The sequence below is a fragment of the Haloarcula sp. H-hyl2 genome (assembly GCF_056934385.1).
This window is the reverse complement of sequence record NZ_JBRIIJ010000002.1, coordinates 1,050,936-1,077,188: the sequence shown is the minus strand read 5'-3', so window position 1 is coordinate 1,077,188 and position 26,253 is coordinate 1,050,936. Positions and strand designations below refer to the sequence as shown.

The window sequence follows — 26,253 nt, the reverse complement described above, 5'->3', positions numbered from 1 at the left end:
GTTCAGTCGTCCCCCTCGGCCATCCACCAGTCGTCGGCGTGTTCCGAGAGGTTGGTGCGTTCGGTGCGCTGTCCCAGGAAGCTCTCTTTCTCCTCTTCGGTGTCGAACTCCTCGTTGAGGACGCTGTCGGCGATCTCTTCGACGTCGACGGCGGCCTCGTCCTGGCTGGACGAGACGTTGACCGGCGAGGTGCCGTCCTCGCCGAACTCGAACTGGACGATGGTGTCCGAGGTGTCCCGGACGGTCCCGTCGTACTGGGTCTCCAGTTCGGAGAGGGCGTTGATGAGCCGGCGCTGGAGGTAGCCGGACTTGGAGGTCCGGACTGCCGTGTCGACCAGCCCCTCGCGGCCACCCATCGCGTGGAAGAAGAACTCCTTGGGCGAGAGCCCCGACCGGTAGGACGCCTCGACGAAGCCGTGGGCGTCCGCCGAGAGGTCGCCCTCCTGGAAGTGCGAGAGGGTGCGGTTCTCGTAGCCGCGGTTGATCCGCTCGCCACGGACTGCCTGCTGGCCGACACAGCCGGCCATCTGGGTCAGGTTCAGCATCGACCCACGGGCGCCGGACTCGGCCATCACGACCGCCGGGTTGTCGTCGCCGAAGTGGTCCTCGGCGATGTCACCGGCGGAGTCACGGGCCTTGCCCAGCGTCTGCATGATCTTCATCTCCAGGGTCTCGTCGACGGTCCGCCCCGGCAGCGATTCGAGGTCGCCCCGCTCGTAGGTCTCGATGAGTTCCTCGACGCGGTCGTAGGCGTTGTCGATGGCGTCGTTGATCTGCTCCTCGGCCGCGGCCGGGATGGACTCGTCGTCGATCCCGATCGAGAACCCGAAGTGCATGATCGAACGCATCGCCAGCGCCGAGACCTCGTTGACGAGGATACGGGCGCGGGTCTTGGAGTAATCCTTGGCGATGGTGTCGACGACCTCGCCGCCGAAGGCGCCGACGGCGTCCTCGTCGATCGTCCCGGAGGTCATCTGCCCCTCCTCGATCGTGACGGTGTCGCCCGCCGAGGAGGTGAACTCCAGTTCGAGGTCGTCGGGCAGCAGTTCCGAGAACAGCGACCGACCGGTCCAGTACGCCTCGCCGGCGTCGTCGACGCCGTCCGGGTCCGGCAGTTCGTCGATCCGGGTCGCCCGCAGCAGGTCGAGCGCCTGCGTCTCGTTGAACTGCGGGTTGGTGTGGGTCAGCAGGTAGGTCCCGCTGATGTGGTCCTGGATGGCGCCGATGATGTTCTCGCCGAAGCGCGGCGAGAGCATCTGTTCCTGCACGCGCATGAGGACGCGCGCCTCCGCGCGAGCCTCCTCGTTCTGGAGAGCGTGCATGTTCATCTCGTCGCCGTCGAAGTCGGCGTTGTACGGCGGGCAGACCGTCGTGTTCAGCCGGAACGTCTTGTACGGCATCACGACGACCTCGTGGGCCATGATCGACATCCGGTGCAGCGAGGGCTGCCGGTTGAAGATGATGATGTCGCCGTCGGTCAGGTGCCGGGAGACTTCCCAGCCGGGTTCGACCTTCTCCGCGAGTTCCTCGCAGTTCTTCTCGGTGACCTTCAGCCGGCGACCGTCCTGTCGGCGGACGTAGTTCGCGCCGGGGTGGCCCTCGGGCCCGTTGGAGACGTACCGACGGGCGTCTTCGAGGTTCCGCTCGTTGACGTTCATCGTCTGGGTCATCTCACGAGCAACGCGCTCGGGGACGCCGACCTCGTTCAGCGAGAGTGTCGGGTCCGGCGAGATGACGGTCCGGGCCGAGAAGTTGACACGCTTCCCGGACAGCGAGCCACGGAAGCGCCCCTCCTTGCCCTTCAGGCGCTGGGAGAGGGTCTTCAGCGGTCGCCCGGAGCGGTGCCGGGCCGGCGGCGTCCCGCTGATCTCGTTGTCCATGAAGGTGGTGACGTGGTACTGCAGCAGTTCCCAGAGGTCCTCGATGATCAGTTGCGGCGCACCGGCCTCGCGGTTCTCCATGAACCGCTGATTGATGCGGATGATGTCCACCAGTTTGTGGGTCAGGTCGTCCTCGCTGCGCTGGCCGTTGTCCAGCGTGATCGAGGGCCGGGCCGTCACCGGCGGCACCGGCAGGACGGTGAGGATCATCCACTCCGGCCGGGAGCGGGCAGGGTTCATCCCCAGCACTTCGATGTCCTCGTCCGGGATGTCCTCGAACCAGTCCCGGATGTCGCTGGGCATCAGCTTGTTCATGTCCTCCTCGGTCAGATCGACGTTCAGGGCCTTCTCCATCGCCCGTCGGTCCTCCTGCCGGGGACGGAACTCGCCGCTGAGGATCTGCTGGACGCGACCGCCGTCGATACCCGTCTCCGCTGCGAGGTCGGTCGGCGCGATGGGGTCATCGGCCTCCTCCATCGCGGCCGCGAGCCGTTCGGGGTAGTCCGACGCGAGGACCTGCTGGACCTCGTAGTAGGTCGTCGGCTTCTCGTGTTTGATGTCGTACTGCTTCTCGCCACAGAACGGACAGCGGTCCTTCTTGCGAGCCTGGCGGATAGCCGCCTTGGTGACGTCGTTGAGGTCGCGTCCGAGGTCACGGGCGCGCTGGAGCTGGTCGGCGAACTCGTCGCGTTCTGCCTCGTCGAGACAGAGCCGCGAACACTCCCGACAGGTCCCACGCAGGAGCCGGCGGATGAGCTTCGCGAACCCGACGTGGATGACCGGCGCGGCCAGTTCGATGTGGCCGAAGTGGCCGTTACACGACCCGCTGTGTTTCCCGCAGGTCTTGCACTCCAGACCGGGGTCGATGACGCCCAGCCGTGGGTCCATCAGCCCCATGTCGATGGGGAAGCCGTCGTCGTCGTAGGTGTCGGCCGTGATTACCTTCGTGGCCGACATGTCTCGGTACTCCTCGGGGTCCATCAGCCCGAAGCTGATCTGCCCGATCTCCTTGGGTGTCTGCTGTGAACTCATCTTAGACTGCGTCCTCCAGTTCGATTCGCGGAGCGATACCGAGCGCCTTCATCTCGTCGAGCAGGAGCTTGAACGCGTAGGACATCTCGACCTCGTGGATGTCGGTCTCCTCCTCGCAGTTGGGACAGTAGACACGCCGCTGTTCGACGTTCTCGACGGCGGTCATGCCACACTGGCCACAGACGTTGATCCACTCACGGTCGGACTCGTCGAGCAGGCGCTCTTTGAGCGCCATCGCCGCGCCGTGCCCGATGAGCACGTCCCGTTCCATCTCCCCGACACGCAGGCCACCCTCGCGGGCGCGCCCCTCGGTGGGCTGGCGGGTCAGGACCTGCACCGGCCCGCGCGAGCGGGCGTGCAGCTTGTTCGAGACCATGTGGTAGAGCTTCTGGTAGAAGATGTCGCCGACGAAGATCTCGGCCTCGATCTTCTCGCCGGTGACGCCCGAATACATCGTCTCCTTGCCGCTGGAGTCGAAGCCGTGCTCTTCCAGGGAGCCACGGAGTTCCTCCTCGTCTTCCCCAGTGAAGGCGGTCCCGTCGACGCGGCGGCCTTCGAGCGCACCGACCTTGCCGCCGATCATCTCGAGGATGTGCCCGACGGTCATCCGGGAGGGGAGCGCGTGCGGGTTGATGATGAGGTCCGGGACGACGCCCTCCTCGGTGAAGGGCATGTCCTCCTGGGGTGCGATGTGGCCGACGACACCCTTCTGGCCGTGCCGGGAGGCGAACTTGTCGCCCAGTTCCGGGATGCGCTCGTCACGTACCGAGACCTTCGAGAGCTTCGAACCGTCCTCACCCTCCATCAGGGTCACAGTGTCGACGACACCGGATTCGCCGGAGCGCATCGTGACGCTCGTCTCACGGCGCTTCTGGGGCGAGAGCCCACCCATGTCGTCCGGTTCCTCCAGAAACCGCGGGGGCGACGTCTTGCCCAGCAGGACGGCGTTCTCGCCGACCTTGGTCTCGGGGTTGACGAGCCCGTCGTCGTCCAGGTGGGTGTAGGCTTCCTCGCCGCGAGCGCCCCGGACCTCGTCGTCGGGGATCTCGAAGCGGTCCTCCTGGCCACCGGGATACCGCCGCTCCTCGCCCTCGTAGGTCCGGAAGAAGTGCGACCGGGACAGTCCGCGGTCGACCGACCCCTGGTTCATGACGAGTGCGTCCTCGATGTTGAACCCCTCGTAGGACATGACCGCGACGACGAAGTTCTGTGCGGCCGGGCGGTCGTCGTAGCCGATCTGCTCGGTGGTCTGGGTCTTGACCATCGAGAGCTGCGGGTAGTGCAGTAGGTGCTGGCGCGTATCCGGCCGGATCCGGTAGTTCGCGCTGGGCAGCCCCAGGGACTGTTTGATCATCCCCGACCCCATCGTGATCCGCGGGCTGGCGTTGTGCTCGGGGTAGGGGATCATCCCTGCACCGATCCCGAACATCAGCTGCGGGTCGACTTCGAGGTGGGTGTGGTCGTCGGTGAGTTCGTCCTCGTCGACACCGACTAGGATGTCCTCTTCCTCCTCGGCGTCGATGAACTCGACGAGGCCGCGGTCGACGAGGTCGTCGAAGCCGAGTTCGCCCGCCTTGACCTGCTCGACCTCCTCCTCGGAGATGAGCGGCTCGCCGTTCTCGACGATCAGCAGTGGGCGCCGGGCGCGACCGGCGTCGGCGTTGATGATGACCTCGTCCGTGCGGTCCTTGACAGACACGTTGACCATCTGGGAGACGTCCCCCCGTCGGCGGGCCTGTCGGACCTGTTGTGCGAGCTGTTCGGGGTCGGGATGTGTCCCGACCAGGCTACCGTTGACGTATACTTTGGCTTCGCGTCCCTGACTCATGATTAGTCGTCCGCGGGCGTCTGTTCGATCGACTCGATACCGGGGATGCCCTGGACCCCCATCTCGGCGAGTTCCTGCTTCAGTTCCTGTGGCTCCTCGACGTCCTGGGAGAGCTCCATCGCCTGTGCGAAGTTCTTCACCAGGCCACAGTTGGGCCCCTCGGGCGTCTCCGAGGGACAGATGCGACCCCACTGGGTCGCGTGCAGGTCACGCGCCTCGAAGTGGGGCTGACTGCGCGACAGCGGCGAACGCAGGCGGCGCAGGTGTGAGAGCACACCCATGAAGTCCGTCCGGTCGACGAGCTGGCTCACGCCCGAGCGGCCGCCGACCCAGTTCCCCGTCGCGATGGGGTGTTCGAGCCGCTCGGTCAGCACGTCCGAGCGGACGACCGTCGAGACAGAGAGCTGCCGGTTACGCATGTTCGCGCGTTCGAGCTGATACTTCACGTCCCGGGCGAGCTTGTTCAGCGCCGTCCGGAACAGGTCGGTCATCAGGTCGCCGCTGACCTTCAGCCGCTTGTTGGCGTAGTGGTCCTTGTCGTCGGACTCCCGTCGATCCAGCGCGAGTTCGAAACACGCCTCGGCCATCCGACAGAGGTAGTAGGCCTTGTTGATCCGGACCTCCTCCTCGTCGACCCCCTCCTCGTGGAGGTGGGGCAGGAGGTACCGGTCGATGACGTAGTTGGCCCGTTTGAGCTGGTAGTTCTTGCCCTGACCGGAGGCGACTCGCTGGCCCAGCGTCTCGATGGCCTCCTCGGTCGTCTGGACCTCGGCCTCCTCCAAGTTCTCGAGCATGAACTTCACGATCTCGGGGTCCTCGCTCACCCGGTGGACGATCTCCTCGTCGGATTCCAGCCCGAGGGCGCGCACGAGCGTCACGAAGTCGATGCTGCCCGAGACAGACGGGAACGAGACCTCCAGCAGCCCGTCCCGGGTCCGCTCACACAGCACCAGCGCACGGTATCCACGGCGCTGGGAGAAGGTCTTCGCGACCTGAACCTCGTCACCGTATTTGGTGTCGTATTCGGCCAGGATCTTGTTCGGGGCGAGGTCCTCGCTGGTCATCAGCACCCGTTCGGAGCCGTTGACACAGAAGTAGCCACCGGGGTCGGCGGGGTCCTCGCCGATGTCGATCAGTTCCTCGTCGGTGAAGCCGACGATGTTACACTTGTTCGAGCCGACCATGATCGGCATCCGGCCGATCTTGGTCTCGGTCCGGTCGACGACCTCCTCCGGTTCCTCCTCGCCGCCGCGGACGATGGCCATCTCCATGAACACCGGCGCGGAGTAGGTGATGTTGCGAAGCCGGGCCTCCTGGGGGTAGAGTAGTTCCTCGCTGCCGTCGGCCTCGCGGACGCGGGGCGTGACGACCCGGACGTCCCCGAGTTCGACCCACACCGGTTCCTGTCCTTCCTTGTCGCCGATGTCGGTCTCGATGGTCTCTTTCTCGTCGACGACCTGCTGCATCCCCCGATCGAGAAAGGCGTTGAACGAGCGGAAGTGGTGTTCTGCGAGCCGTTCCTTACCGAAATATTCGCGTGAGATCTTGCGGCGGTCCTGTGTGTCCATTATTCCACCACCAGTCGGTATACGACTGCTTCGTCGGTGGTTCGCGAGTCGCGGACGATACGGATGACGTCACCGACCTCGGCGTCGTCCGGGAGTCCCGGGTCGGCGCGCTTGATCTTCGGGAGGTCGGTCTTCTTGATATCGTACTCGTCGAGCACTGCTTCGAGGTCGTCCTCGTCGACGACGCTATGGTCGGGAACGAGGTCGTGTTGACTTACATCTACCATGTGTGTGGGTGTGCGTGGGGCCTGTGGCTGGAGAAGGTGGCTGTCACGAGATACTACAGACACGTATCGTCGGGACGCATATAACGCTTGCCAACTCGGCCGGCAGCAGCTATCGGACCCGGCCCACACACGGGCCGTGAGAATCGCTTTCGTACCATCCAGTTCGGCCAGCGCGGATATAGAAGTTTGGGTCCCGTCACGGGTCACCATCCCAGGGCGCCGCTCTTTGGAAAGTCTTAATACTACCACCGGGATACGAATGAGTGCAGCAAGGCAGCGTGCCCGGATGGTGTAGTGGCCCATCATACAACCCTGTCACGGTTGTGACGCGGGTTCAAATCCCGCTCCGGGCGTACTTCTCTCGAACTCGATTCCCCAGCGAGAAGTCTCGTCTTCGAGCAACGGCGAGTTCGAGAAGACGTTGAAATCACGAGACTGGAGCGCGGGACCGTTACAAATGTTGAAAATCGGAGGGGTGCCGTTTTGTGCGTCTTCTACTGAGTGTGTGATACGACCGATCCGATGAACAGTAGCCACCAATCGGCACGCGAGGACAGGGGCCGGGGACAGGTAGGTATCGGCACCCTGATCGTGTTCATCGCGATGGTGCTCGTGGCCGCAATCGCTGCGGGTGTGCTCATCAACACCGCCGGGTTTCTACAGAGTAGCGCCGAGGAGACCGGACAGCAGAGCAGCGACCAGGTGACCAACCGGCTGCAAGTCGTCAACACCGTCGGGACCAAGATCAGCTACAACGTCAAGCCGTCGGTCTCCGAGATCGAGATCACGGTCCGGAAAGCCCCGGGTGCAGGGAACATCGACCTCGAAGAAACGACTATCCAGATGGTACATACCTCCGGGTCGTACGACTTCGTCCACGGCGAGATGGGCGGCCTCACCGACGCACCGAACAACACCCATTTTGCCGTGGAGAAGGTGCAGGACGACGACGACTCCATCAGCGACAGCTACGTTCTCAACGACCCCGAAGACCGGGCAACCATCGTCGTCGATGTCGACGACGCCCGCGCCGGACAGCAGAACAACGGCAACGCGTGGGGCTTCGAGGAGGGAGAGACGGCGACGTTTCGACTGAACACCCCGTCCGGCGGGACGACGGAAGTCCGCGTGGTTGTACCGGAGACGCTATCCGGTACCTCTGTAGCATCGGTGTGAACGACGAGGACCGGAGAAACGGCCGACACGTACCGGGGTCGGTCCCCCGTTCACTGCCATATGTCCACCCCAAGAGCCGGGCGTATCTCACGAGACACCAGCCCAGTGTATGCTTCTCCCGTCACGCCGATAGACTGTTTAGGGTGCCGACCAGAACGAGTACGCATGGACGACGTGGACGGCGAGGAGATGCCAGGGGCGATCGTCGAGCCGTTCCTCGAACGTGAGGAAGGTGTCAGGGCGTTGTTGCGGGAGCTCGAACGACTCGCCGTCGAGGGGCGCCACGAGGAGGTCCGCGACCGGGTCAGGGACCTCGCGGAGAACAACGAGTCGGTGTTCTACACCGTCGCGTTCAGCCTCACGAACTCCCAGCAGTTCTTCGGTGACGTGGAGGCGCAACTGGACGTCACTGCCGCCGACCGACTGCGGGACATCGCCGAGACGTTCCCGTCGCTGGCCGAGCCGTTCAACATCGTGCGAACCGAGCTGGCGGAGGACCGTCTCAACCCCGTCACGGACACGAGCTACACGGTGACCTACCACCACGGCGTCGAGTCGCCGATGGTGACCTACCGGCCACACTCGGGCGACGTCGAACTGTACGAGTCCAGTGGGACGCCGAGCGAACTGCTGCTGGTCTCGACGGATCTAGCGGCTGCGACGACCGACGCGCTGGACGTGGCCCTGGAGAACGACTACTCGGTCAACACCGAGGAACTGAGCGCGCTCATCGACCGGCGCGAGGAACTGGAGACGGAACTGTCGAAGCTCCGGGACCAACTCGACGAACTCCGACGGACGCCGGTCAACGACGAGTGAGGGCGGCGGCGCCGGCGGTCGGCGCCCCTTCGTGTCACAGAAACAGATATTCTGGGGCGGAACTGTGGCGTTTATGTACCATCGTCCAATACGTGGTGACAAGATTCTCAATGGGACTGGACCGACTGGCCGATCAGGTCGAGAAGGAGAGCCGTGACCTGGCCATCCTCGAAGTCGTCATCGAACAGGGGCCCATCGGCATCGTGCGACTCGCCGAGGAGACCGACATCCCCGAGCACAAGGTACGCTACTCGCTGCGGATGCTCGAGGACGACGAACTGGTAGAGCCGACGCCACAGGGTGCGATTCCGGCCGACGACATCGACGACCGCGTCGCCGCGATCAACGAGGGGATCGACGGACTGGTGGCACAACTCCGCGAACTGCGCGACATCGCCCCGAACGTCGAGACCGCCGAGTGAGTCGACAGTAGTCCTTTCTGGGCTGGCCGCCAAACGGCCGGTATGGACGTCGCCATCGTCAGCGACACGCACATCCCGTCACGGGCCCACGAGATTCCTGCTCCGTTCCGGGAACGCATCGAGACGGCCGACCACGTCATCCACGCGGGCGATTTCGACAGCGAGGGGGCGCTCTCGAACGTCCGGGCGATGGCGGCGCGGCTGACCGCCGTCGCGGGGAACATGGACCCGCGGGTCGGCCTCCCGGAGACGGCGACAGTGGAGTTGGGCGGCGTGACGTTCGTCGTCACCCACGGGACCGGATCGAAGCGGGGCTACGAGGACCGCGTCGCCGGGATCGTCCGACTGGAAGGTGGCGAAGACGCCGTCGGTGTCGCCGGCCACACCCACGAGGTGCTGGATACGGTCCACGACGGGGTTCGGCTACTGAATCCGGGCAGTGCGACCGGGGCGGCGCCGGCCGACCGAGCGACGATGTTGACCGCAGAAGTGAGCGACGGCGACCTCAGTCTGGCACTTCACGAACACTGACGGCAGTCTCCAGGAGGGCGTCGGCGGCGTCGCCGGTCGGCGCGAACGCTGAGAGCGGCCCCTCCTGACGGCGGACACAGCCGGCCTCTGTCGCCAGCAGCTCGCCGGGGAGCTGTTCGCGCTCGTCGGGATGGAGACAGACGTAGCCGTCCAGTGCCCCGCGGGACAGCAGCGCCCAGTGGACGATGGGCGCCCACGTCTGGATGCAACGTTTTGCGGTCTGGCCCAGTTCCCAGCGGATCTCGTCGGCGTTCTTCCGACCGGGGCCATCGTAGACGACGGGTTCTCCGATGACGAACGCGACAGTGCCGGCTTCCAGCGGCGGCGTCTCCCCGTCGGTGACCGAGACGGGCGCCCCGTTGTAGGTCACGCCCTCGCCGCGGACGGCGACGTAGGTGTCCAACAGCGCCGGGAGGACGACGGCTGCGACGGCCGGGTCGTCGGTGTCGGCGTCGACGGCCGCCACGGAGACTCCGAACGTGGGGACACCGGCGGCGAAATTGTTCGTCCCGTCGAGCGCGTCGACGACCCAGCGGTAGTCGCCGTCGCCCTCGTGGTGGCCCGATTCCTCGGCGGTGATGGCGTGGTCGGGATAGTGGTCGCGGAGCGTCTCGACGACGCGCTGTTCGGCCTCGCGGTCGGCGTGGGCTTTCACGTCTGTCGTGTGGTAGTCGGCGTCGGTCGTCCCGTCGGCGAACCGCTCGCGGAGGTACGCGCCGGCGTCCTCGGCGGCGGTGCGCGCGACGGCGGCGAGTTCTGGCGGCACGTGCGGGAGGTCACACGTCAGCATCTCGTCCCTTTCGGTTTCTCGCGAGGCGTGCGAGTGCCCAGAAACAGAACAGCCCGCCGATGGCCGCGAGGACGACACCGACGGGCCGGAGCAGGCCGCCCGGCAACCGCGCGATAGCGTCGGGCGTGACCGCTGTCGGCGCCAGCAGGAACCGGAGCCCGAGACCGACGACGACCAGCAGGCCACCGACGCCGTAGTCCCGGCGGACACTCGCGGTGGCCACTCCGCCAGTGACCGTCCGGACCGCGTGGAACACGAACAGCAGGCCGGCCGTCGAGCCCATCGCGTGCAACAGGACGAACGCCGCGAGCCTGGTGTCCATGCCGGCGCTGAGGGACCGGCGGGGACACGACTCGCGGAGGCAGCAGAAGTTGCCGCTGTCTGTTCCCCTTGCACCTACCGGCGTCCTTTTTCCGACAGCGTCCCCAGCGGGTGGTATGGAGGTCTTCGCGGTCGAGGGACTGCCCGAGGTCCGTCCCGGCGACGACGTCGCCGCGCTCGTCACCGACCGGACCGAGATACAGGACGGTGACGTGGTCTGTGTGGCCAGTACCATCGTCTCGAAAGCGGCCGGCCGACAGGCGAATCTAGACGACTACACGCCGAGCGACCAGGCCCGGTGGATCGCCGACGCCATCGGCGACATCGCCGGCGAGCGCAAGGACCCCCGGTTCGCACAGGCCGTGATCGAGGAGAGCGAGGAGGTGTTGACGGAGGCGCCGTTCGTCCTCGCTGTCACGAAGTTCGGTCACATCACAGTCAACGCGGGCATCGACCGGTCGAACGTCCCCGACGCGGACCTGCTCTTGTTACCCGAGGACCCGACAGCCCACGCCGAAGCGCTGCGGGCCGACCTCCGCGAGCGGACCGGCGCCGACGTGGCGGTGATCGTTACCGATACTTCGGGCCGGCCGTTCCGGCTTGGCCAGCGCGGCGTCGCACTGGGCTGGGCGGGTATCCCGGCCGCACGGGACTGGCGCGGCGAACACGACCGCGAGGGACGGGAGTTGAGCGCGACCGTCCAGGCCGTCGTCGACGAACTCGCCGCCGCGGGCAACCTCGTCACGGGCGAGGGAGCCGGCGGAACGCCCGTCGCCGTCGTGCGGGACTTCGACTTCGGCGACCACGACGGCAGCGATGCCCTCTACCGCGAGGAAGACAGCGATATCGTCCGCGAGGCGCTCAGGGAGTGGTCACTCTAATGTACGCTATCGAACTCACCCCGGAACACCCAGTCGCACAGCTCGCAGAATTCGCCACACAGGCCGAACAGGAGGGCTTCGACGCCGTCTTCGCCAGCCACCACTACAACAACCGCGACCAGTTCATGGCGCTCTCGCAGATGGCCGCCAACACTGACGACGTCCTGCTGGGGCCGGGCATCGCCAACCCCTACGAGACACACCCCGTGACGCTGGCCTCGCGGGTCGCGACGCTCTCGGAACTGAGCGACGAGCGGGCGGTCTTCGGCGTCGGGCCCGGCGACAAATCGACAATCAGGAACCTCGGCTTCGACCACGACGACGCGCTCCGGCGGGTGCTGGAGACGTTCAAGGTCGCCCAGCGGCTCTGGGACGGCGAGCGCGTCGACCACGACGGCACCTTCGAGGCCGTCGACGCGGGCCTCAACTACGACGCCGGCGAGATCCCGGTCTACGTCGGGGCACAGGGCCCGCACATGACCCGGATGGCCGCGAAACACGCCGATGGCGCGCTCTACAACGGCTCGCACCCGAAGGATCTGGCGTGGGCTCGCAACCAGGTCGACGACATGGCGGCGGACCGCGTTCCCGACACCGAGTTCGACCTGGCGGCCTACGCCAGCGTCTCCGTCGCCGAGGACGCCGCGGCCGCCCGCGAGGCCGCCCGCCCCCCGGTCGCGTTCGTCGCCGGCGGCTCACCCCCGCCGGTGCTCGACCGCCACGACATCGACCACGGCGTCGCCAGCGATATCGGCGAGGCCATCTCGGCCGGCGAGTTCGAGACGGCATTCGGGCTGGTGACCGACGCCATGCTGGACGCGTTCTGTATCGCGGGGACGCCCGACGACGTCGCCGAGCGGACCGAAGAACTGCTCGCCCACGCCGACAGCGTCGTGTTCGCGTCGCCGCTTGGGCCGGATATCGAGACGGCTATCGATCTGCTTGGGGCGGTCGTCGACCGCCAGCGCCGCTGAACAGCGAGAGGAACGCGCCCAGCGAGAGGTAGCCAAAGACCGCCGAGGAGGCACCGACCAGCGTCGCACCGATGAGGATCAGGATGGCCGAGATGGGGTCGGCCAGCGCGATGTCGACGAACTTCCCCGGCATGTCGATGATGCTGTTGACGAGTTCCGTGAGGAGACTTTGCATACCCGGCCGTTAGCGATGCCCCCACTTTGTGTTTCCGTTCGTGGCGAGACAGCTATTTCCCGCTGGCCCGATAGCTCTCAGGCATGGCCGAAGACGCATCGCTGGACGACTTCCTGAGTGCGGACGACGAGGAGTCTGCAGTCGCCGAAGAGGACGACGAAACCGCTTCCGACGACGAGGAAACCACCGCGGCCGCGCAGGCAGGCACCATCGAGCCAGCGACGACGACCTACGCGTGGACGGGGGAGGGGGCGGTCTGTGAGTCCTGTGACGAGGTCGTCGAGCGTCGCTGGCAGCAGGCCGGCGTGCTCGTCTGTTCGGCGTGCAAAGACTGGTAGCGCGAGTGTGTGTGCCGGGTGCGCATCCATCAGAGTTACGTGTACTCACACCTAAGGAGCGGTCACACTGGAACCGCGCATGGAGTGGGCGAACACCACCGACGTCCCGATTGTCGACCGCCCTGACCTCCCGTCGCCGGTGTTCGTCGCGCGGGCCACAACACATGACTGACACGGATACATCACGCGGACAGCAGTCGGATAGCCAGTTGCGTGACGCCTCGCGCGTGGCGTCACGCGTCATCGAGAACGTCGAGGAAGTGATCGTCGGCCATCACGAGGAGATCGAACACATCGTCACCGCCCTCCTGGGCCGTGGCCACGTCCTGCTGGAGGACGTCCCCGGCGTCGGCAAGACGATGCTCGCCCGCTCGGTCGCGGCCTCCTTCGACGGGGAGTTCAAGCGCGTACAGTTCACGCCGGACCTGCTGCCGACCGACGTCACTGGCGTCAACGTCTTCAACCAGAAGACCCGCGAGTTCGAGTTCCGACCCGGTCCCATCTTCGCCAACGTCGTCCTGGGCGACGAGATCAACCGCGCCCCGCCAAAGACCCAGTCGGCACTGCTGGAGGCGATGGAGGAGGGACAGGTCTCGGTCGACGGGACGACACATGCCGTCCCCAGCCCCTTCACCGTCATCGCCACGCAGAACACCGTCGAGCGCAACCGCGCCTACGATCTGCCGATGGCCGAACTCGACCGCTTCATGACGAAGCTCCACCTGGGGTATCCCGAGGCCGACGAGGAGTCGGCGATGCTGGGCGAGGTCGTCGGCCACCATCCCATCGAGGAGTTGAGTTCGGTCGCGACCCTGGAGCAGTTGACCGCCGCCCAGAACACCGTCGCCGAGGTGACCGTCGAGGAGCCGATCCGGACCTACGCGACACGGTTGGCGCGGTTCACCCGCGAGCACGCGGAACTGGGCGTGAGCCCGCGCGGGAGTATCTCGCTGCTCCGGGCGGCCCAGGCCCGTGCGGTCCTGGAGGGGCGGGAGTACGTCGTCCCCGACGATGTCCAGCGGGAAGCCCCGGTCGTGTTGCCCCACCGCATCCGGACCGACAGCAGCGACCAGACCGCCGACGCGCTCGTCCAGGAGGCACTGGACACCGTCGCCGTCGAATGAGACCGACACGTCGTGGACTCGCCGTCCTGGCCGTCGCCGCCGGCGCGGTGGCGATGGGGACCCAGTTCGGCCAGGCGGGGCTCAACGCCGTCGCCGGGCCGGCGGTGGTACTGGTCCTTGCGGCGACCGGGCAGGTGCTCTGGGCGGGCGCGCCGACCATCGACCGCGAGCAGCCACGCCGCGGGTACCCCGGCGACGAGCGGACCATCGAGTACACCGCTACCGGGAGTGGTATCGCACGCTTGACTGACCAGATGCCGGCGGGCGTCGCGGGCGACGGGACGACCGCGCGTTCGCTCCCGTCGACAGTTACCTACGACGTGACCTACACCGACCGGGGCGAACAGCAGTTCGGCCCCGTCGAGGCCGTCGTCACCGACGCGCTGGGGCTGGTCCGGCGACGCTACACCGTCGACGCGACCACGACCACGCTGGTCTACCCGCCGGTGTACCACGTCGGCGGCCCCGAGACCTTCTCGCGGACGCTCGCACCCGACGCACAGGACCGGCAGGCGTTCGACCGCCTGCGGGAGTACGTCGCCGGCGACTCGCTGCGTGACGTCCACTGGAAATCCAGCGCCAAACGGGACGACATGCTCGTCAAGGAGTTCGCCGACCACCACAGCGACCAGGGACTGCTGATCGTCGGCGAGGCCGAGGAGGGCTGTGACGACGAGATGGCGGCCGCCACGGCGACGGTCGCGATGGCCGCACTGGAGTCCGGCCTGACCGTCGAACTCGCCGTCCCCGGCGGGACCGTCACGAAGGGCTACGGCGACACCCACCGGACCCGGCTGCTGGAGACGCTCGCCAGGACGCCCGCGGGCGAGACCGGGCGCGCCGACGAGGCCGACATCCTGATCAATGCGACCGGCTCAGACGTGACCGTCGCCATCGAGGGGCATCGGCGCCGCTTCGTCGACGTCGCGACCGACCGGGACGCGCCGCTGGCTGGAGGGGAAGCGTGAGCGGCGTCGTGTCGTCTCTCCGGGCCCGCCTCCCCGAGGAGACACGCCTGTTCGCGTTGCTGGCCGTCGCGCTGGCGCTCGGGGCGCCGTTGCGGACGATGTACCACCTCATCGATGTCGTCGGCTCGCCGGTCCTGTTCCTCGGCCTCGTCGCGCTGTCCGCGGTTGGCGCGACAGCACTCGCACGCGTCCTCCGGCCGGGCTTTGCCATCGCTCTCGGCGTCGTGCTGTTCGGTGCTGGCGTGGCCTGGTACGTGCTGAACCTCTCGACGGACCCCGAAATCGCGGCGCTGTTGCGCGACACCGTGGCGCTGGTGACCGGGCGCTCGCTGCTCCAGATCGCCAACGTCCGGCTGTGGGTCCTCTCGTTCGCGCCGGCACCGGTGTTCCTGACGTGGTATTTCGGGCTCCGCCGGTGGTACGTCACCGCGACGGCGAGTGCGGGGACGACGCTGATGTTCTTCGTCCTTACGACCGACGCGGGGCTGGTGACGACGCTGCTGGGTGTCGTCGGCGCCGTCGCGACGCTGGGGTTCGGGAACCTGGACACGCTGGACCACGAGGCCGACAGACCCGACGACGAGACGGTCGAGACGGACGGGATCGACGCGAGTAGACGTGCGGTGCTCGAACAGCTCGCGGCGGTGATCATCGTCCCGTCGGTCGTCTCGACCATCCCGTCGGTCGCCGGAACCTCGCTCTCGTTCACCGAGGGGAGCGACGGCCCGACGATCGAGACGAGCCTGATCGACGCCGACGAGACGCTGTCGGTCCAGGGCGACATCTCGCTGACGCCGACGGTCCGCTTCACCGTCGAGAGCGACGAGGCCCGGTACTGGCGGGTCGCCGCCTACGACCGCTACACGGGTGACGGGTGGGTCCGGACCGGAACCGCACGAAGCTACGGCGGGAACCGGCTGGCGAGCCCCGAGGGCGATAGTCGGACGCTCCGGCAGTCGTTCGAGGCCGAGTCCGCGGTCGCGACCGTCCCCGGCGCCTGGAAACCGGTCCGCTACCGTGGTGACCCCGACTTCCAGGTGACGGCACACGGTGGGTTCCAGCCCACGGCACCGCTGTCGGCCGGCGACAGCTACGAGGTGCGAAGCGAAGTCCTCATCGCCACGCCACAGCAGTTGCGCGAGGCCGGTACCGACTACCCCGAGCAGGTCAGCGAGCAGTACCGCCAGTTGCCCGAGAGTACGCCCCAGCGGGTCGCCGACCGGACGGCGACGCTGACCGCCAACGCCGAGAACCCCTACGAGACCGCACTGGTCGTCGAGCAGTGGCTAGAGAACAACCGGGCGTACTCGCTGGAGGTCGACAAGCCCGACCGCAACGTCGCCGACCGGTTCCTCTTCGAGATGGACCGGGGGTACTGCGTCTACTTCGCGACGACGATGGTCGTGATGTTGCGGACGCAGGGCATCCCGGCACGCCTGACCGTCGGCTACACGCCCGGCGAACGGGTCGACGAGAACCGCTGGGTGGTCCGGGGGCTGAACTCCCACGCCTGGGTCGAGGTGTACTTCCCCGACCAGGGGTGGGTCAAGTTCGACCCGACGCCGAGTGGCCCGCGAGAGACCGCCGAACAGAGCAGTATCGACGAGGCCAGGGGTGCGTCGGTCCCCAACATCGACACCAGCGAGACCGGCGGCGAGGAGTTCAGCCCCACGCCGACGCCGACGCCACCGCCGCTGACGGAGACGGACGCGAACAACACCACGGACACCAACGGATCGACACCGGCGGGGCTCCAGAGCGGCCGCGGGACGCCGGCCGGCCTCGGCGGTACCGACACCGGGACCCAGAGCGTCGGCGACTCCATCGACCTCCCCTCGCGCGAGGAGGCGACGCTGGGACTGGTCGCCCTGCTGGGTGTCGCCGCCGGCGCCCGCCGGAGCGGTCTCTCCGAGCGGCTCTACCGGGCAGTATGGGTCAGGTATCAGCGGCGCGAGGACCCCGAAACCGACGTCGAACGCGCCTTCCAGCGCGTGATGTACGTCCTCGGACGCCAGGAACGACAGCGCCGTGACGGCGAGACGGTACGGGCCTACCTGGCGGCCGTCGACGCCGACCCACGGATCCGCCGGCTGGCCCGCCTCCGTGAACAGGCCCGCTACGGCGGCCAGGTCGACGAGGCGACCGCCGACACGGCCGTCGAACTCGCCGACGAAGTGGTCTCCGAGCGGTAAGCTCCGGTTTCCCCCGACAGTGTTTAATAGCAAGGTTTCGTACTGCCCGGTGTAATGTCGGAAGTCTGCTCGACGTGCGGGTTGCCTGAGGAGCTCTGCGTCTGCGAAGACGTGGCCAAGGAGTCCCAGGAGATCAACATCCGCATCGACGAGCGCCGTTACGGGAAGGAGGTAACGATCATCGAGGGGTTCGATCCGAAGGACGTCGACATGGACTCGCTGTCCTCGGACCTGAAATCGAAGTTCGCCTGTGGTGGGACCGTCGAAGACGGGCAGATCGAACTCCAGGGCAACCACACTGGTCGCGTCGAGGACTTCCTCCGCGACAAGGGCTTCAACGTCGCCTGATCACCCGACCTCCCTTCTGCGGTCGTTCGACGGTGAGTACCGACGGTCCTAGAGTGGCAGGTGTGGGCCCAGAATCGTAAGTCCCACCAGCGTGGCAACTACCAAGCTCGTCACGTGGACGGTTCTGGCCCGGGCCGAGACCGGGTGGCCGAGTCGGTCGCCGGCCACCCCGAGCCCGGCCCCGCTCACCGCAGTGTCCGGAGTCCGAGGTGGTCGAACCAGTGGTCGATCCCGGTCCGGACGAGCGCCTCTGCCATCCCGACACCGACGGCGACACCGAGCAACAGCGGCCAGACGGTGAGATACGAGGAGAGCGGGTGGAGATGCGTCCCGTAGAGCCACTGCTCGACGGTAGTGGCCAGTGTCCACACCGTCATCAGTGCCGGCGTGGCCAGCGACAGCCTGAGGAACAGGTAGAGTGGCGCGGCACCGGTGAGGAACATCCCGACACCCACGTAGGCGAGGCCGACGACGACGGCGGGGAGCGAACTATCTGCGAAGTAGACGCCCGAGGAGAAGATCCACGTGAGGACCCCGACTGCGTAGACGACACCAGCGGCGGTCGAGATAGCGCCGGCGCTCCGGCGGGAGGGCAGGCTGACCATAGCCGCGCTACCACGGGCACACAGAAAAGTTCGGCCCCGGCGACACAGATCCAACCGGCCTCAGAAGAACTGGAACAGGTCGTCCCGCTGGGCGTCGTGGAGGTGGGTCCGGACGGCCTCGGTCAGCGCGTCGATATCGCCGCGTTTGGCGCTGATCGGCGCGACGGTGTCCTGCCACTGCTGCCAGGGTGGGTGCAGCCCAAGCCGATCACAGAGATCGTTCAGCCGCTCGTCCTCGTCGTCGACCTTGTCCATCTTGTTGACCGCGACGACCGGTTCGACGCCGACCTCCCGCAGGAAGTGGAACATCTCGACGTCGTGGGGGATCTCGTCGGGACCGGAGTGGCGGTCGATGATGTCGACGACCGCCTTCCCGTCGACGACGAGGATGCCCACGATGATCTCGTCGGCGTGGGATTCGACGTAGCGGATCACGTCGGTCTTGATCTGCTCGCGGACGTCGTCGGGGACGCCCTTCATGAACCCGAAGCCGGGCAGGTCCGTCAGCACGAAGTCGGGGCCGGTCCAGTCGTAGTGGTTCGGACTGCGGGTGACACCGGGATTCTGCCCGGTGTCGAAGGTGTGACCGGTCAGCTCGCGCATCAGCGTCGACTTGCCGACGTTGGAGCGGCCGACCAGCACCACCTCGCTGCTGCGGTCGGGACGTGACTCGAACATACCCCGCCTACATCGCCGAGCGGGAAAAGCGCGTCAGTTCGACGCCCCGGTGCCGACAGGCGGCTTTTTGTCTCCGGGGCCCAGACCGGTAGCCGTGCGGCTGGTCCAGATCACGATTCCGACGGGCAAGCGGGACGCGGTGCTGGGTGTCCTCGAAGACGAGGGCATCGACTACGTCCTGAACGACGAGACCAGCGGGCGGGAGTTCACCGCCGTCGTCTCGTTCCCGCTGCCGACCAACGCCGTCGAGCCGGTCCTGGAGAAGCTCCGGGCGGTCGGCATCGACGAGGACGCCTATACGGTCGTGCTCGACGCGAACACGGTCATCTCCGAGCGGTTCGAGGAACTGGAAGACCGCTACGCCGAGGAGGAAGACGAGGACCGCATCGCCCGCGAGGAACTGACCGCGAAGGCGCGGGACCTGGCGCCGTCGCTGCCGATCTACGTGATCATGACCGTCATCAGCGCGGTCATCGCCACCGCGGGTCTGTTGCTGGACTCGCCGGCCGTGGTCGTCGGCTCGATGGTCATCGCGCCGCTGATCGGCCCGGCGATGACCGCCAACGTCGGGACCGTCGTCGACGACCACGAGCTGTTCGTCCGCGGCGTCAAACTCCAGGCGATCGGGCTGGTAGTGGCGATCGCCAGCGCGACCGCGTTCGCGGCGCTCGTGCGGTACGCCCACGTCATCCCGCCGCTGGGCGACGTCACGTCGGTCGGGCAGGTCCGCGAGCGGGTCGCGCCGGATTTCCTCTCGCTCGTGGTCGCGCTGGGCGCGGGCGCGGCCGGCGTCCTCAGCCTCACGAGCGGCGTCTCGACCGCGCTCGTGGGGGTGATGATCGCCGTCGCGCTCATCCCCCCGGCGGCGACGGTCGGCATCGGCATCGCCTGGGGCCAGCCACTAGTGAGCCTGGGGTCGGGCGTGCTCGTCCTCGTGAACGTCCTCTCGATCAACCTCGCGGTCCTGGTCGGCCTGTGGTACCAGGGGTACCGGCCGGAACACTGGTTCCGGGAGGGCGACGCCCGCTCGGCGACGCTCCAGCGGATCGGTATCCTGGTGGTCTCGATCCTCGTCCTGTCGGCGTTCCTGGGCGGCGTGACCCTGGACTCGTTCAACCGGGCAACGACCGAGGAGGACATCCGAGCGGGCATCGAGGACTACGTCGACGGTCCCAGACAGGTGCTGGACGTCGAGGTCGAGTACACGAACACGGCTATCTTCCAGCAACCCCAGCGGGTCGTCGTCACGGTCGGGCTCCCACCCGGCGCCGACGGCGAGACACCGGGACTGGCCGACGAGTTCGACGACATCGCCGACGAGGCGGCAGGCCGGAACGTCCGGACAGAGGTCCACTACGTCACCGTCGAGCAGGCGACCTGACGGTCAAAACCGGTTTTGAACGTACGATTACATAAATAGCGCCGGGCACGTCCCCCCGCGTATGGATACGAAACTACTCGCAGTCGGCGGCGCGCTGGCACTCCTCGTGGCCGGCGCGGTCGGACTGACAGTCGGCGATACCGGACAGACAGCATCGGCGGACAACGCGACCGTCAGCGTCAGCGCGGACGCGGAGGTCGAGCGGACACCGGACCGGGCGGTCGTCACCGTCGCCGCGGTCGGGCGCGGTGACACCGCCGAGGAGGCGCGCGACGCCCTCAGCGGCGACGCGGAGGCCGTCCGCCAGGCGCTGAGAGACGAGGGCGCGGACGTGACCTCCTCGCGGTTCCGCATCGAACCGGAGTACGAACGCACCGAAGACGGGCGTGAACAGGTCGGCTATATCGCCGTCCACACCATCGAAGCCGAGACCGACGACGTGAACGCGACCGGGACGCTCGTCGATGCGGCCGTCGACGCCGGCGCCGACCGCGTCGAGGGCATCCGCTACGAACTGAGCGAGCAGACCAGACAGGACGCCCGCGAGGAAGCGCTGACGACCGCGATGGACCGTGCACGTGCGGACGCGAACACCGTCGCCAGCGCCGCGGGCCGGTCGGTCGGTGACGTCGCGACGATCCAGACCAGCGAGAGCGGCCACTACGTCGTCTACGCGGAGGCCGCGACCGCCGACGCCGGCGGCCGGACCACCATCGAACCGTCGACGATCACCGTCGACGCGAGCGTCCAGGTCACCTACGAGCTGGACTGAGGCGACGACTCCTGCTCTGTCGGTGAGGGAGGGGTTTCATTGCCCCGCCACCGCTGATACCGACCAGACAATGGTGACAGGCGACCCGGTCGTGCAACTCGGCGTCGTCGTCGCGTCCGTGTTCGGTCTCTGGGTGGGCGCGCGCCTCCTCGTGGACGCGGTCGTCCGACTCGCCCGTCGGTTCGGGCTGTCGGATCTCACCATCGGGCTGACGATCGTCGCCGCCGGCACGTCGACCCCGGAACTCGCGGTCTCGGTCGATGCGGCGCTGAAGGGGCTGGGCGACATCGCCGTCGCGAACGTCCTCGGGTCGAACATCTACAACCTCGCGTTCATCCTCGGCGTCGTCTCGGTGATCCGGGTGCTGCCGATCACCGAGACGATGGTGCGGCGAGACGGCGTGGCCCTGCTGGCGAGCGTCCTCCTCGCCGGGGCTGTCCTGATCGACGGCGCTGTAACGCGGGTCGAGGGCGCCGTCCTGTTCGGCTCGTTCGTCGCGTACACCGCGTACCTGCTCCGGACGAGCGGGCACCAAAAATCGGAGCAGCAAGCCCCCGGAGACGCGGTGACACGAGCGGTCACCGAGCGCGTCGCGTTCCGCGGCCGGGACGCTCTACTGTTGGTCGCCGGCCTGGCGCTGGTCCTCGTGAGCGGGGACTACATGGTGCTGGCAGCTTCGGCACTGGCCCGCGGTGCGGGCATCTCCGAGTGGGTCATCGGTGGCACTATCGTCGCGGCCGGGACCTCCACCCCGGAGTTTGCGGTCTCGCTGGTGGCGATCAGGCGCGGCAGTCTCGGTGTCTCCGTCGGGAACGTCATCGGGAGCAACATCTTCAACGGCACGGGGATCGTCGGCGTCGCGGCGCTCGTCCGGCCGCTCGCGGTCGGCGGCGCGGCGACGACGACACTGCTGTGGCTGGGTCTGGTCTCGGTCGCGATGGTCACGGCCCTCTGGACCGGGCGTGTGTTGTCTCGGCTGGAAGGGACGCTGTTCGCGGCCTCCGAGATGGTCCGGTGGGCACTCGGCCTGCTCGGGTGAGACGCGCTACTCCTCGTCGAAGGGGAGTTCGATCTCGTAGTCGACGGCCTCGACGGCTGCGTCGAGGACGCCCTCGACGTTGTCGCCCTCGGTGACGCTCATGTAGTGGTCGGCCTCGACGTCCGTCGAGAGGTCGCTCTTGTTGGCGATGGTGAGGACGGGGACGTCGAAGCGCTCCGCGATGGCGTCACGGAGTTCGAGTTGCTGGGCCAGCGGGTAGCCACAGTTCCCGGTCGGGTCCAGCAGGACCAGGACGGCGTCGGCGGCGTGTTCCAGCGCGCTGACGGCCTGTGACTCGATCTCGTTGCGCTCCTCCGGGGGGCGGTCGAGCAGTCCCGGCGTGTCGACGAGCTGGTAGCGGACCCGCTGGTCCTCGAAGTGGCCGACCCGGATCTGGGTCGTCGTAAAGGGGTAGGCGGCGATCTCGTTGTCCGCACGGGTGACACGGTTGACGAACGAGGACTTCCCGACGTTGGGGTAGCCGGCGACGACGATGGTCGGCTCGTCCGGCCGGATATCGGGCAGGACCTTCAGGGCGTCACGGGCCGTCGAGACCGCCGCGAGGTCGTCCTCGATCTGTTCGACGATGTCGGCCATGCGGGCGAAGGCCTGCTTGCGGAGTTTGCGGGCGGTCTCCTTGTCCCCGCGGACGAGACGGCCCTCGTACTCCTGGCGGATCTCCTTTGCCTTCCGGCCGGCCCAGGAGACCCGCGAGAGGTGCTGTTTCAGGGAGTCGACACCCGGTTCGTCGTCGTCGGGGTAGGCGTCGCCGACGACGGCGTCGGCCAGTTCCACGTAGAAGGGATCGAGGTCGTCGATGGTCGGCCAGGACTGTGCCACGTTCTGGAGGTTGTCCGAGACGATGTTCGAGGCGGTCATCAGCATCGACTGCTGGGCTTCGACGCCCTCCTTGGCGCCGCCGGCACGGGTCGCACGCGAGAACGCCTTGTCCAGTACCTCCTCGGACGTCGGCGTGGTGGGTAGATTCTCGAAGGGATGGCTCATTGACACCGTGTAGACGGTGACGGTGTAAAAGGCCGTCCAATCGGCGACGGACAGGCCAGCGCCGCTCGCGCCGGTGCGTGGGCGACCGTTTTTGTCCGTGGCGTCCTGCGGTCCGGTATGGCACACATCGACGCCAGCGACCTCCTGCCCAACGAGCACGTCCAGCAGATGGCTGCCGAGGGGCGGGTCACACAGTTGCACCGCGGGCACGCCTACGCCGAGGAAGGGGACACCTTCGACGTGGATGGCCAGCGCTTCGAGGTGACCGACGTCACCCACCGCACGCTGGGCGACCTGACCGACGAGGACGCGCGCCGCGAGGGATCCGACGACCTCGACGCGTACCGCGAGCGCCTCGAACGAGTCCACGATGAGTTCGCGTGGGACGACGACAGCGAGGTCGTCCGGCACCGCTTCGAGCGCGTCGACGCGTAGCGCCCGCGACGACAGATCTGCCCATCTCGTATCACGGGTGATATCACCCAGGAAACAGCTAAGTACCGTTCTCCCCAATTACATTTTCGAGAGACAGATGAGTCTGACCGATCTGGCGCTGCTCGTCAACCTCGCGATGGTGCTCGTCCTCACCGGCGTCGGGTGGCGCAATCGGTCGAACCCCGGCGCGCGCTGGTTCGTCGTGCTCCAGCTGGTCGTGGCCGCCTGGATCGGGACGACACTCGTCGGACTCAACCTCCCGGCGGGTGGGCTCCGGGTCTCGCTGTGGGGGCTGGCCGTCGCGCTGAGCCTGGTCGTCGCGGTCCTGTGGCTGGGGTTCATCCTCGCCTACACCGGGAACCGCCAGTGGTTGCGTCCGATCCGGCTCGGACCCATCGGGGTGCCACTGCTCGCCGGAGCAGTCGTCTACGCGGTCGCGCCGGCGTGGCCGCCCCTCGTCGGCGCGGTCACACAATCGAGCGGGCCGACGGGCACGCTCGTCGCCGCGGAGATCGGGCCAGTAGGTGCCGCACTGGGCGTGTACCTCTATGCCCTGTTCCTGGGCGGTGTCGTCGTCGTCGTCCGACAGCTCTTCGAGAGCAACAGCCTGTTCCTCGGCCAGGAGATCGCCCTGGTGATCGGGTCGCTCGTCCCGGTCGTCGCCAGCGCCGCGCGCATCTTCGGGCTGGTCCCGGCACCGGGCTACCCGCTGACGCAGGTCTCGATGGGCGCCCAGTCGCTGCTGTGGGGGTACGCCGTCTTCAGACAGGCGTTCCTCGGCCACGTCCCCGCGGTCGCGCGCCACGGCGAACACGCCATCATCGAGGGCCTCGACGACGGGCTGCTGGTCGTCGATACGGGGGACGTTGTCGTCAGAGCGAACCCGGAAGCGCGGACCATCTTCGGGGACGACCTTCTCATCGGTCGGTCGATCGGCGACGTGCTTCCCGAGGTCGACTTCGAGACCCTCCCCGCCCGGTTCCAGCGACAGGGACGGACCTATCAGGTGAAGTGCTCACCCGTCACCGGTTTCGGGAACGGAGTCGTCGGTCAGTCGCTGGTCATCAGGGACGTCACCCAACTGGTCCACCGCCAGCAGCGGCTCCAGGTCCTCAACCGGATCCTCCGACACAACGTCGGCAACGACCTGACGGTCGTGCTCGCCTGGGCCGACGAACTCCAGGGGAGCGAGGACCGCCAGGCCCAGGCGATCGGTCGGCGCATCGTCGACAAGGCCGAAGACCTCGTGACCATCAGCAAGAAGGCCCGCGACGTCGAGCAGATGCTCGACGCCGCCGCGGAGATCGAAGTGATCGCGCTGGGGCCGCTGGTCGAGGAGGTCACCGCGACCGTCGCCGAGCAGTACCCAGACGCCGTCGTCGAGGTCACGGTGACCGCCGACCAACTCCGGACGAACCGGGCGCTCGTGACGACGATGCTGACCGAACTCGTCGAGAACGCCCTCCAGCACAACACCGGAACGCCACACCTCACCGTCGAGGCCAGCGAACAGGAGTCCGCGGTCGAACTCGTCGTCCGGGACGACGGGCCGGGCATTCCACCCCACGAACTCGACCCCCTTCGGTCGGGCGAGGAGACGCCCCTGAAGCACACGAGCAGTCTCGGTCTCTGGCTCGTCCACTGGGGCGCACAGGCTCTTGGCGGCCGTGTCGACGTCGACAGCACGACCGACGGCTCGACGGTGACCGTGACGCTGCCGCCACTGGAGGGCGACGAGCAGTCGGTCGTGACGCCGGCCGTGGAGTGAGTCCACGCCGACCAGCTACCACACTCCGAGATTTACCGCCGCTGGGCCAGTTCGTCCAGCAGGTCCTCGACGTCCATATCCTTCATCGAGAGGACCACGAGCAGGTGATAGACGATGTCGGCGGCCTCGTGGGCAATCTCCTCGTGATCGTCGTCTTTCGCGGCCAGGATCAGTTCGGTCGTCTCCTCGCCGAGTTTCTCTAAGACGGCGTTCTCGCCTTTCTCGTGGGTGAACAGCGAGGCGGTGTAGGAATCCTCGGGCAGCGTCTCCTTGCGCTCCTCGATGACGTCGAACAGTTCCGCGACGATATCGGCGTCGCTGTCGCTCATATCCCAGCGTCGGCGGGCGAGCGTTTGAAGGCGTCGCTACGAGTCGAAGAAGGCCAGATCGTGGAGCCGGGAGTCGTCGGTGAGTTCGGGGTGGAAGGAGGTGCCGACGACGGGCCCGTCACGGACCGCCACGGCGCGGTCGTCCCAGGTGGCGAGCACCTCGACGTCGTCACCGACGTAGTCGATCAGCGGTGCGCGGATGAACACGGCCGGAAACGGCTCGTCTAGCCCCGCGACGTCCAGCGCGGCCTCGAAACTGTCCTTCTGACGGCCGAAGGCGTTGCGCTCGACGGTGACGTCCACGAGGTTCAGCGTGTCGACGCGGTCGTCGTGGGCGTCGCCGGCGGCGACGATGAGGCCGGCACAGGTCGCGAGCACCGGCTTGTCGGCCGCGACGTGGGCCTGTATCTCCTCTGCGATACCGATGCGGTGGATGTGCCGCGAGATGGTGGTGGACTCGCCGCCCGGCATGAGGAGCACGTCACAGTCCGGGACGAGCCCGGCCTCGCGTATCTCGACGACCGTCGCGGACTCGTCGTGGGCCGCTGCGGCCCGCTCGATGGCCGCCGCGTGCTCCGAGACATCGCCCTGTACGGCGAGTACACCCGCCCGAAGTGTCATATCCCGCCGTAGGTCGGCGAGCGTCA

General features: G+C 67.3%; 28 protein-coding genes and 1 tRNA gene. 17 read left to right on the top strand and 12 right to left on the bottom strand.

Going from position 1 to position 26,253, the window contains the following annotated elements; translation table 11 throughout:
- Window positions 1–2 precede the first annotated feature (2 nt).
- The 4 genes from Hhyl2_RS15260 to Hhyl2_RS15245 are packed head-to-tail and all read right to left on the bottom strand — an operon-like array spanning window position 3 to window position 6,535.
- Window positions 3–2,912: a DNA-directed RNA polymerase subunit A' gene (locus Hhyl2_RS15260; protein ID WP_483551624.1), complete on the bottom strand. Its 2,910-nt coding sequence runs from the start codon at window positions 2,910–2,912 to the stop codon at window positions 3–5.
- A gap of 1 nt (window position 2,913) precedes the next feature.
- Window positions 2,914–4,740 (bottom strand): DNA-directed RNA polymerase subunit B, encoded by a 1,827-nt coding sequence (gene rpoB, locus Hhyl2_RS15255; protein ID WP_483551623.1) that lies wholly within the window; start codon window positions 4,738–4,740, stop codon window positions 2,914–2,916.
- Between the two features lie 2 nt (window positions 4,741–4,742).
- Window positions 4,743–6,308: a DNA-directed RNA polymerase subunit B'' gene (locus Hhyl2_RS15250; protein WP_483551622.1), complete on the bottom strand. Its 1,566-nt coding sequence runs from the start codon at window positions 6,306–6,308 to the stop codon at window positions 4,743–4,745.
- Window positions 6,308–6,535 (bottom strand): DNA-directed RNA polymerase subunit H, encoded by a 228-nt coding sequence (locus tag Hhyl2_RS15245; protein WP_276223166.1) that lies wholly within the window; start codon window positions 6,533–6,535, stop codon window positions 6,308–6,310. Before Hhyl2_RS15245 ends, Hhyl2_RS15250 begins: the two co-directional genes overlap by 1 nt.
- A gap of 280 nt (window positions 6,536–6,815) precedes the next feature.
- Here Hhyl2_RS15245 and Hhyl2_RS15240 point away from each other — a divergent pair.
- The 5 genes from Hhyl2_RS15240 to Hhyl2_RS15220 all read left to right on the top strand — a co-directional run bounded on the left by Hhyl2_RS15240 (window position 6,816) and on the right by Hhyl2_RS15220 (window position 9,483).
- Window positions 6,816–6,888: transfer RNA gene (locus Hhyl2_RS15240), tRNA-Asp, on the top strand.
- Between the two features lie 169 nt (window positions 6,889–7,057).
- Complete coding sequence (locus Hhyl2_RS15235) at window positions 7,058–7,711, top strand: archaellin/type IV pilin N-terminal domain-containing protein (RefSeq protein ID WP_483551621.1); 654 nt, start codon at window positions 7,058–7,060, stop codon at window positions 7,709–7,711.
- Window positions 7,712–7,876: 165 nt separating this feature from the next.
- The gene (locus Hhyl2_RS15230) at window positions 7,877–8,530 is read left to right on the top strand and encodes a hypothetical protein (RefSeq protein ID WP_483551620.1); all 654 of its coding nucleotides are present in this window, start codon (window positions 7,877–7,879) and stop codon (window positions 8,528–8,530) included.
- Between the two features lie 110 nt (window positions 8,531–8,640).
- On the top strand, window positions 8,641–8,952 hold the full coding sequence (locus Hhyl2_RS15225; RefSeq protein ID WP_483551619.1) for a winged helix-turn-helix transcriptional regulator: 312 nt from the start codon (window positions 8,641–8,643) through the stop codon (window positions 8,950–8,952).
- A 42-nt stretch (window positions 8,953–8,994) separates the two neighbouring features.
- The gene (locus tag Hhyl2_RS15220; protein ID WP_483551618.1) at window positions 8,995–9,483 is read left to right on the top strand and encodes a metallophosphoesterase family protein; all 489 of its coding nucleotides are present in this window, start codon (window positions 8,995–8,997) and stop codon (window positions 9,481–9,483) included.
- Here the strand turns inward: Hhyl2_RS15220 and Hhyl2_RS15215 are convergent.
- Both Hhyl2_RS15215 and Hhyl2_RS15210 read right to left on the bottom strand, forming a co-directional pair.
- Entirely contained in the window at window positions 9,458–10,273 is an 816-nt protein-coding gene (locus tag Hhyl2_RS15215) for an inositol monophosphatase family protein (RefSeq protein ID WP_483551617.1), read from the bottom strand. The genes Hhyl2_RS15220 and Hhyl2_RS15215 overlap by 26 nt on opposite strands.
- Window positions 10,260–10,595 (bottom strand): hypothetical protein, encoded by a 336-nt coding sequence (locus Hhyl2_RS15210; RefSeq protein ID WP_483551616.1) that lies wholly within the window; start codon window positions 10,593–10,595, stop codon window positions 10,260–10,262. The genes Hhyl2_RS15215 and Hhyl2_RS15210 overlap by 14 nt, the downstream gene beginning before the upstream one ends.
- A gap of 115 nt (window positions 10,596–10,710) precedes the next feature.
- Here Hhyl2_RS15210 and Hhyl2_RS15205 point away from each other — a divergent pair, with 115 nt between their 5' ends.
- Together Hhyl2_RS15205 and Hhyl2_RS15200 are read left to right on the top strand one after the other, a co-directional pair.
- Window positions 10,711–11,475 (top strand): coenzyme F420-0:L-glutamate ligase, encoded by a 765-nt coding sequence (locus Hhyl2_RS15205; RefSeq protein WP_483551615.1) that lies wholly within the window; start codon window positions 10,711–10,713, stop codon window positions 11,473–11,475.
- Window positions 11,475–12,449 (top strand): 5,10-methylenetetrahydromethanopterin reductase, encoded by a 975-nt coding sequence (locus Hhyl2_RS15200; protein WP_483551614.1) that lies wholly within the window; start codon window positions 11,475–11,477, stop codon window positions 12,447–12,449. Before Hhyl2_RS15205 ends, Hhyl2_RS15200 begins: the two co-directional genes overlap by 1 nt.
- Here the strand turns inward: Hhyl2_RS15200 and Hhyl2_RS15195 are convergent.
- On the bottom strand, window positions 12,406–12,624 hold the full coding sequence (locus Hhyl2_RS15195; protein ID WP_483551613.1) for a DUF8024 family protein: 219 nt from the start codon (window positions 12,622–12,624) through the stop codon (window positions 12,406–12,408). The two genes, Hhyl2_RS15200 and Hhyl2_RS15195, sit on opposite strands and share 44 nt — an antisense overlap.
- A gap of 83 nt (window positions 12,625–12,707) precedes the next feature.
- Here Hhyl2_RS15195 and Hhyl2_RS15190 point away from each other — a divergent pair, with 83 nt between their 5' ends.
- The 5 genes from Hhyl2_RS15190 to yciH all read left to right on the top strand — a co-directional run bounded on the left by Hhyl2_RS15190 (window position 12,708) and on the right by yciH (window position 17,594).
- The gene (locus tag Hhyl2_RS15190; protein ID WP_483551612.1) at window positions 12,708–12,962 is read left to right on the top strand and encodes a DUF7573 domain-containing protein; all 255 of its coding nucleotides are present in this window, start codon (window positions 12,708–12,710) and stop codon (window positions 12,960–12,962) included.
- Between the two features lie 164 nt (window positions 12,963–13,126).
- The gene (locus tag Hhyl2_RS15185; RefSeq protein ID WP_483551611.1) at window positions 13,127–14,086 is read left to right on the top strand and encodes an AAA family ATPase; all 960 of its coding nucleotides are present in this window, start codon (window positions 13,127–13,129) and stop codon (window positions 14,084–14,086) included.
- A complete protein-coding gene (locus Hhyl2_RS15180; protein ID WP_483551610.1) occupies window positions 14,083–15,054 on the top strand; it encodes a DUF58 domain-containing protein in 972 nt (323 codons plus the stop codon). The genes Hhyl2_RS15185 and Hhyl2_RS15180 overlap by 4 nt, the downstream gene beginning before the upstream one ends.
- On the top strand, window positions 15,051–17,246 hold the full coding sequence (locus Hhyl2_RS15175) for a transglutaminase TgpA family protein (RefSeq protein ID WP_483551609.1): 2,196 nt from the start codon (window positions 15,051–15,053) through the stop codon (window positions 17,244–17,246). The genes Hhyl2_RS15180 and Hhyl2_RS15175 overlap by 4 nt, the downstream gene beginning before the upstream one ends.
- Before the next feature lie 54 nt (window positions 17,247–17,300).
- Window positions 17,301–17,594 (top strand): stress response translation initiation inhibitor YciH, encoded by a 294-nt coding sequence (gene yciH / locus Hhyl2_RS15170; protein WP_004516073.1) that lies wholly within the window; start codon window positions 17,301–17,303, stop codon window positions 17,592–17,594.
- Window positions 17,595–17,779: 185 nt separating this feature from the next.
- Here the strand turns inward: yciH and Hhyl2_RS15165 are convergent, their stop codons facing one another.
- Together Hhyl2_RS15165 and engB are read right to left on the bottom strand one after the other, a co-directional pair.
- Entirely contained in the window at window positions 17,780–18,199 is a 420-nt protein-coding gene (locus Hhyl2_RS15165; RefSeq protein ID WP_483551608.1) for a hypothetical protein, read from the bottom strand.
- A gap of 60 nt (window positions 18,200–18,259) precedes the next feature.
- On the bottom strand, window positions 18,260–18,877 hold the full coding sequence (gene engB, locus Hhyl2_RS15160) for a GTP-binding protein EngB (RefSeq protein ID WP_483551607.1): 618 nt from the start codon (window positions 18,875–18,877) through the stop codon (window positions 18,260–18,262).
- A 94-nt stretch (window positions 18,878–18,971) separates the two neighbouring features.
- Between engB and Hhyl2_RS15155 the strand changes: the two genes are divergently transcribed.
- The 3 genes from Hhyl2_RS15155 to Hhyl2_RS15145 all read left to right on the top strand — a co-directional run bounded on the left by Hhyl2_RS15155 (window position 18,972) and on the right by Hhyl2_RS15145 (window position 22,069).
- Window positions 18,972–20,258: a TIGR00341 family protein gene (locus tag Hhyl2_RS15155; protein WP_483551606.1), complete on the top strand. Its 1,287-nt coding sequence runs from the start codon at window positions 18,972–18,974 to the stop codon at window positions 20,256–20,258.
- A gap of 61 nt (window positions 20,259–20,319) precedes the next feature.
- The gene (locus Hhyl2_RS15150) at window positions 20,320–21,030 is read left to right on the top strand and encodes an SIMPL domain-containing protein (RefSeq protein ID WP_483551605.1); all 711 of its coding nucleotides are present in this window, start codon (window positions 20,320–20,322) and stop codon (window positions 21,028–21,030) included.
- A 70-nt stretch (window positions 21,031–21,100) separates the two neighbouring features.
- Window positions 21,101–22,069: a calcium/sodium antiporter gene (locus Hhyl2_RS15145; RefSeq protein ID WP_483551604.1), complete on the top strand. Its 969-nt coding sequence runs from the start codon at window positions 21,101–21,103 to the stop codon at window positions 22,067–22,069.
- A gap of 6 nt (window positions 22,070–22,075) precedes the next feature.
- Here Hhyl2_RS15145 and Hhyl2_RS15140 read toward each other — a convergent pair whose 3' ends face one another.
- Window positions 22,076–23,074 carry an NOG1 family protein gene (locus Hhyl2_RS15140; RefSeq protein WP_483551603.1) on the bottom strand — a complete coding sequence of 333 codons (999 nt, stop codon included), beginning with the start codon at window positions 23,072–23,074 and terminating at the stop codon, window positions 22,076–22,078.
- 117 nt (window positions 23,075–23,191) lie between these two features.
- On the opposite strand from Hhyl2_RS15140, the gene Hhyl2_RS15135 reads away from it, so the two are divergent.
- The gene (locus Hhyl2_RS15135) at window positions 23,192–23,509 is read left to right on the top strand and encodes an ASCH domain-containing protein (RefSeq protein ID WP_483551602.1); all 318 of its coding nucleotides are present in this window, start codon (window positions 23,192–23,194) and stop codon (window positions 23,507–23,509) included.
- 97 nt (window positions 23,510–23,606) lie between these two features.
- Window positions 23,607–25,277 (top strand): histidine kinase N-terminal 7TM domain-containing protein, encoded by a 1,671-nt coding sequence (locus tag Hhyl2_RS15130; protein WP_483551601.1) that lies wholly within the window; start codon window positions 23,607–23,609, stop codon window positions 25,275–25,277.
- Between the two features lie 32 nt (window positions 25,278–25,309).
- Here the strand turns inward: Hhyl2_RS15130 and hisE are convergent, their stop codons facing one another.
- Both hisE and pdxT read right to left on the bottom strand, forming a co-directional pair.
- The gene (gene hisE / locus Hhyl2_RS15125) at window positions 25,310–25,606 is read right to left on the bottom strand and encodes a phosphoribosyl-ATP diphosphatase (RefSeq protein WP_483551600.1); all 297 of its coding nucleotides are present in this window, start codon (window positions 25,604–25,606) and stop codon (window positions 25,310–25,312) included.
- Window positions 25,607–25,642: 36 nt separating this feature from the next.
- Complete coding sequence (gene pdxT / locus Hhyl2_RS15120) at window positions 25,643–26,227, bottom strand: pyridoxal 5'-phosphate synthase glutaminase subunit PdxT (RefSeq protein WP_483551599.1); 585 nt, start codon at window positions 26,225–26,227, stop codon at window positions 25,643–25,645.
- Window positions 26,228–26,253: the final 26 nt, after the last annotated feature.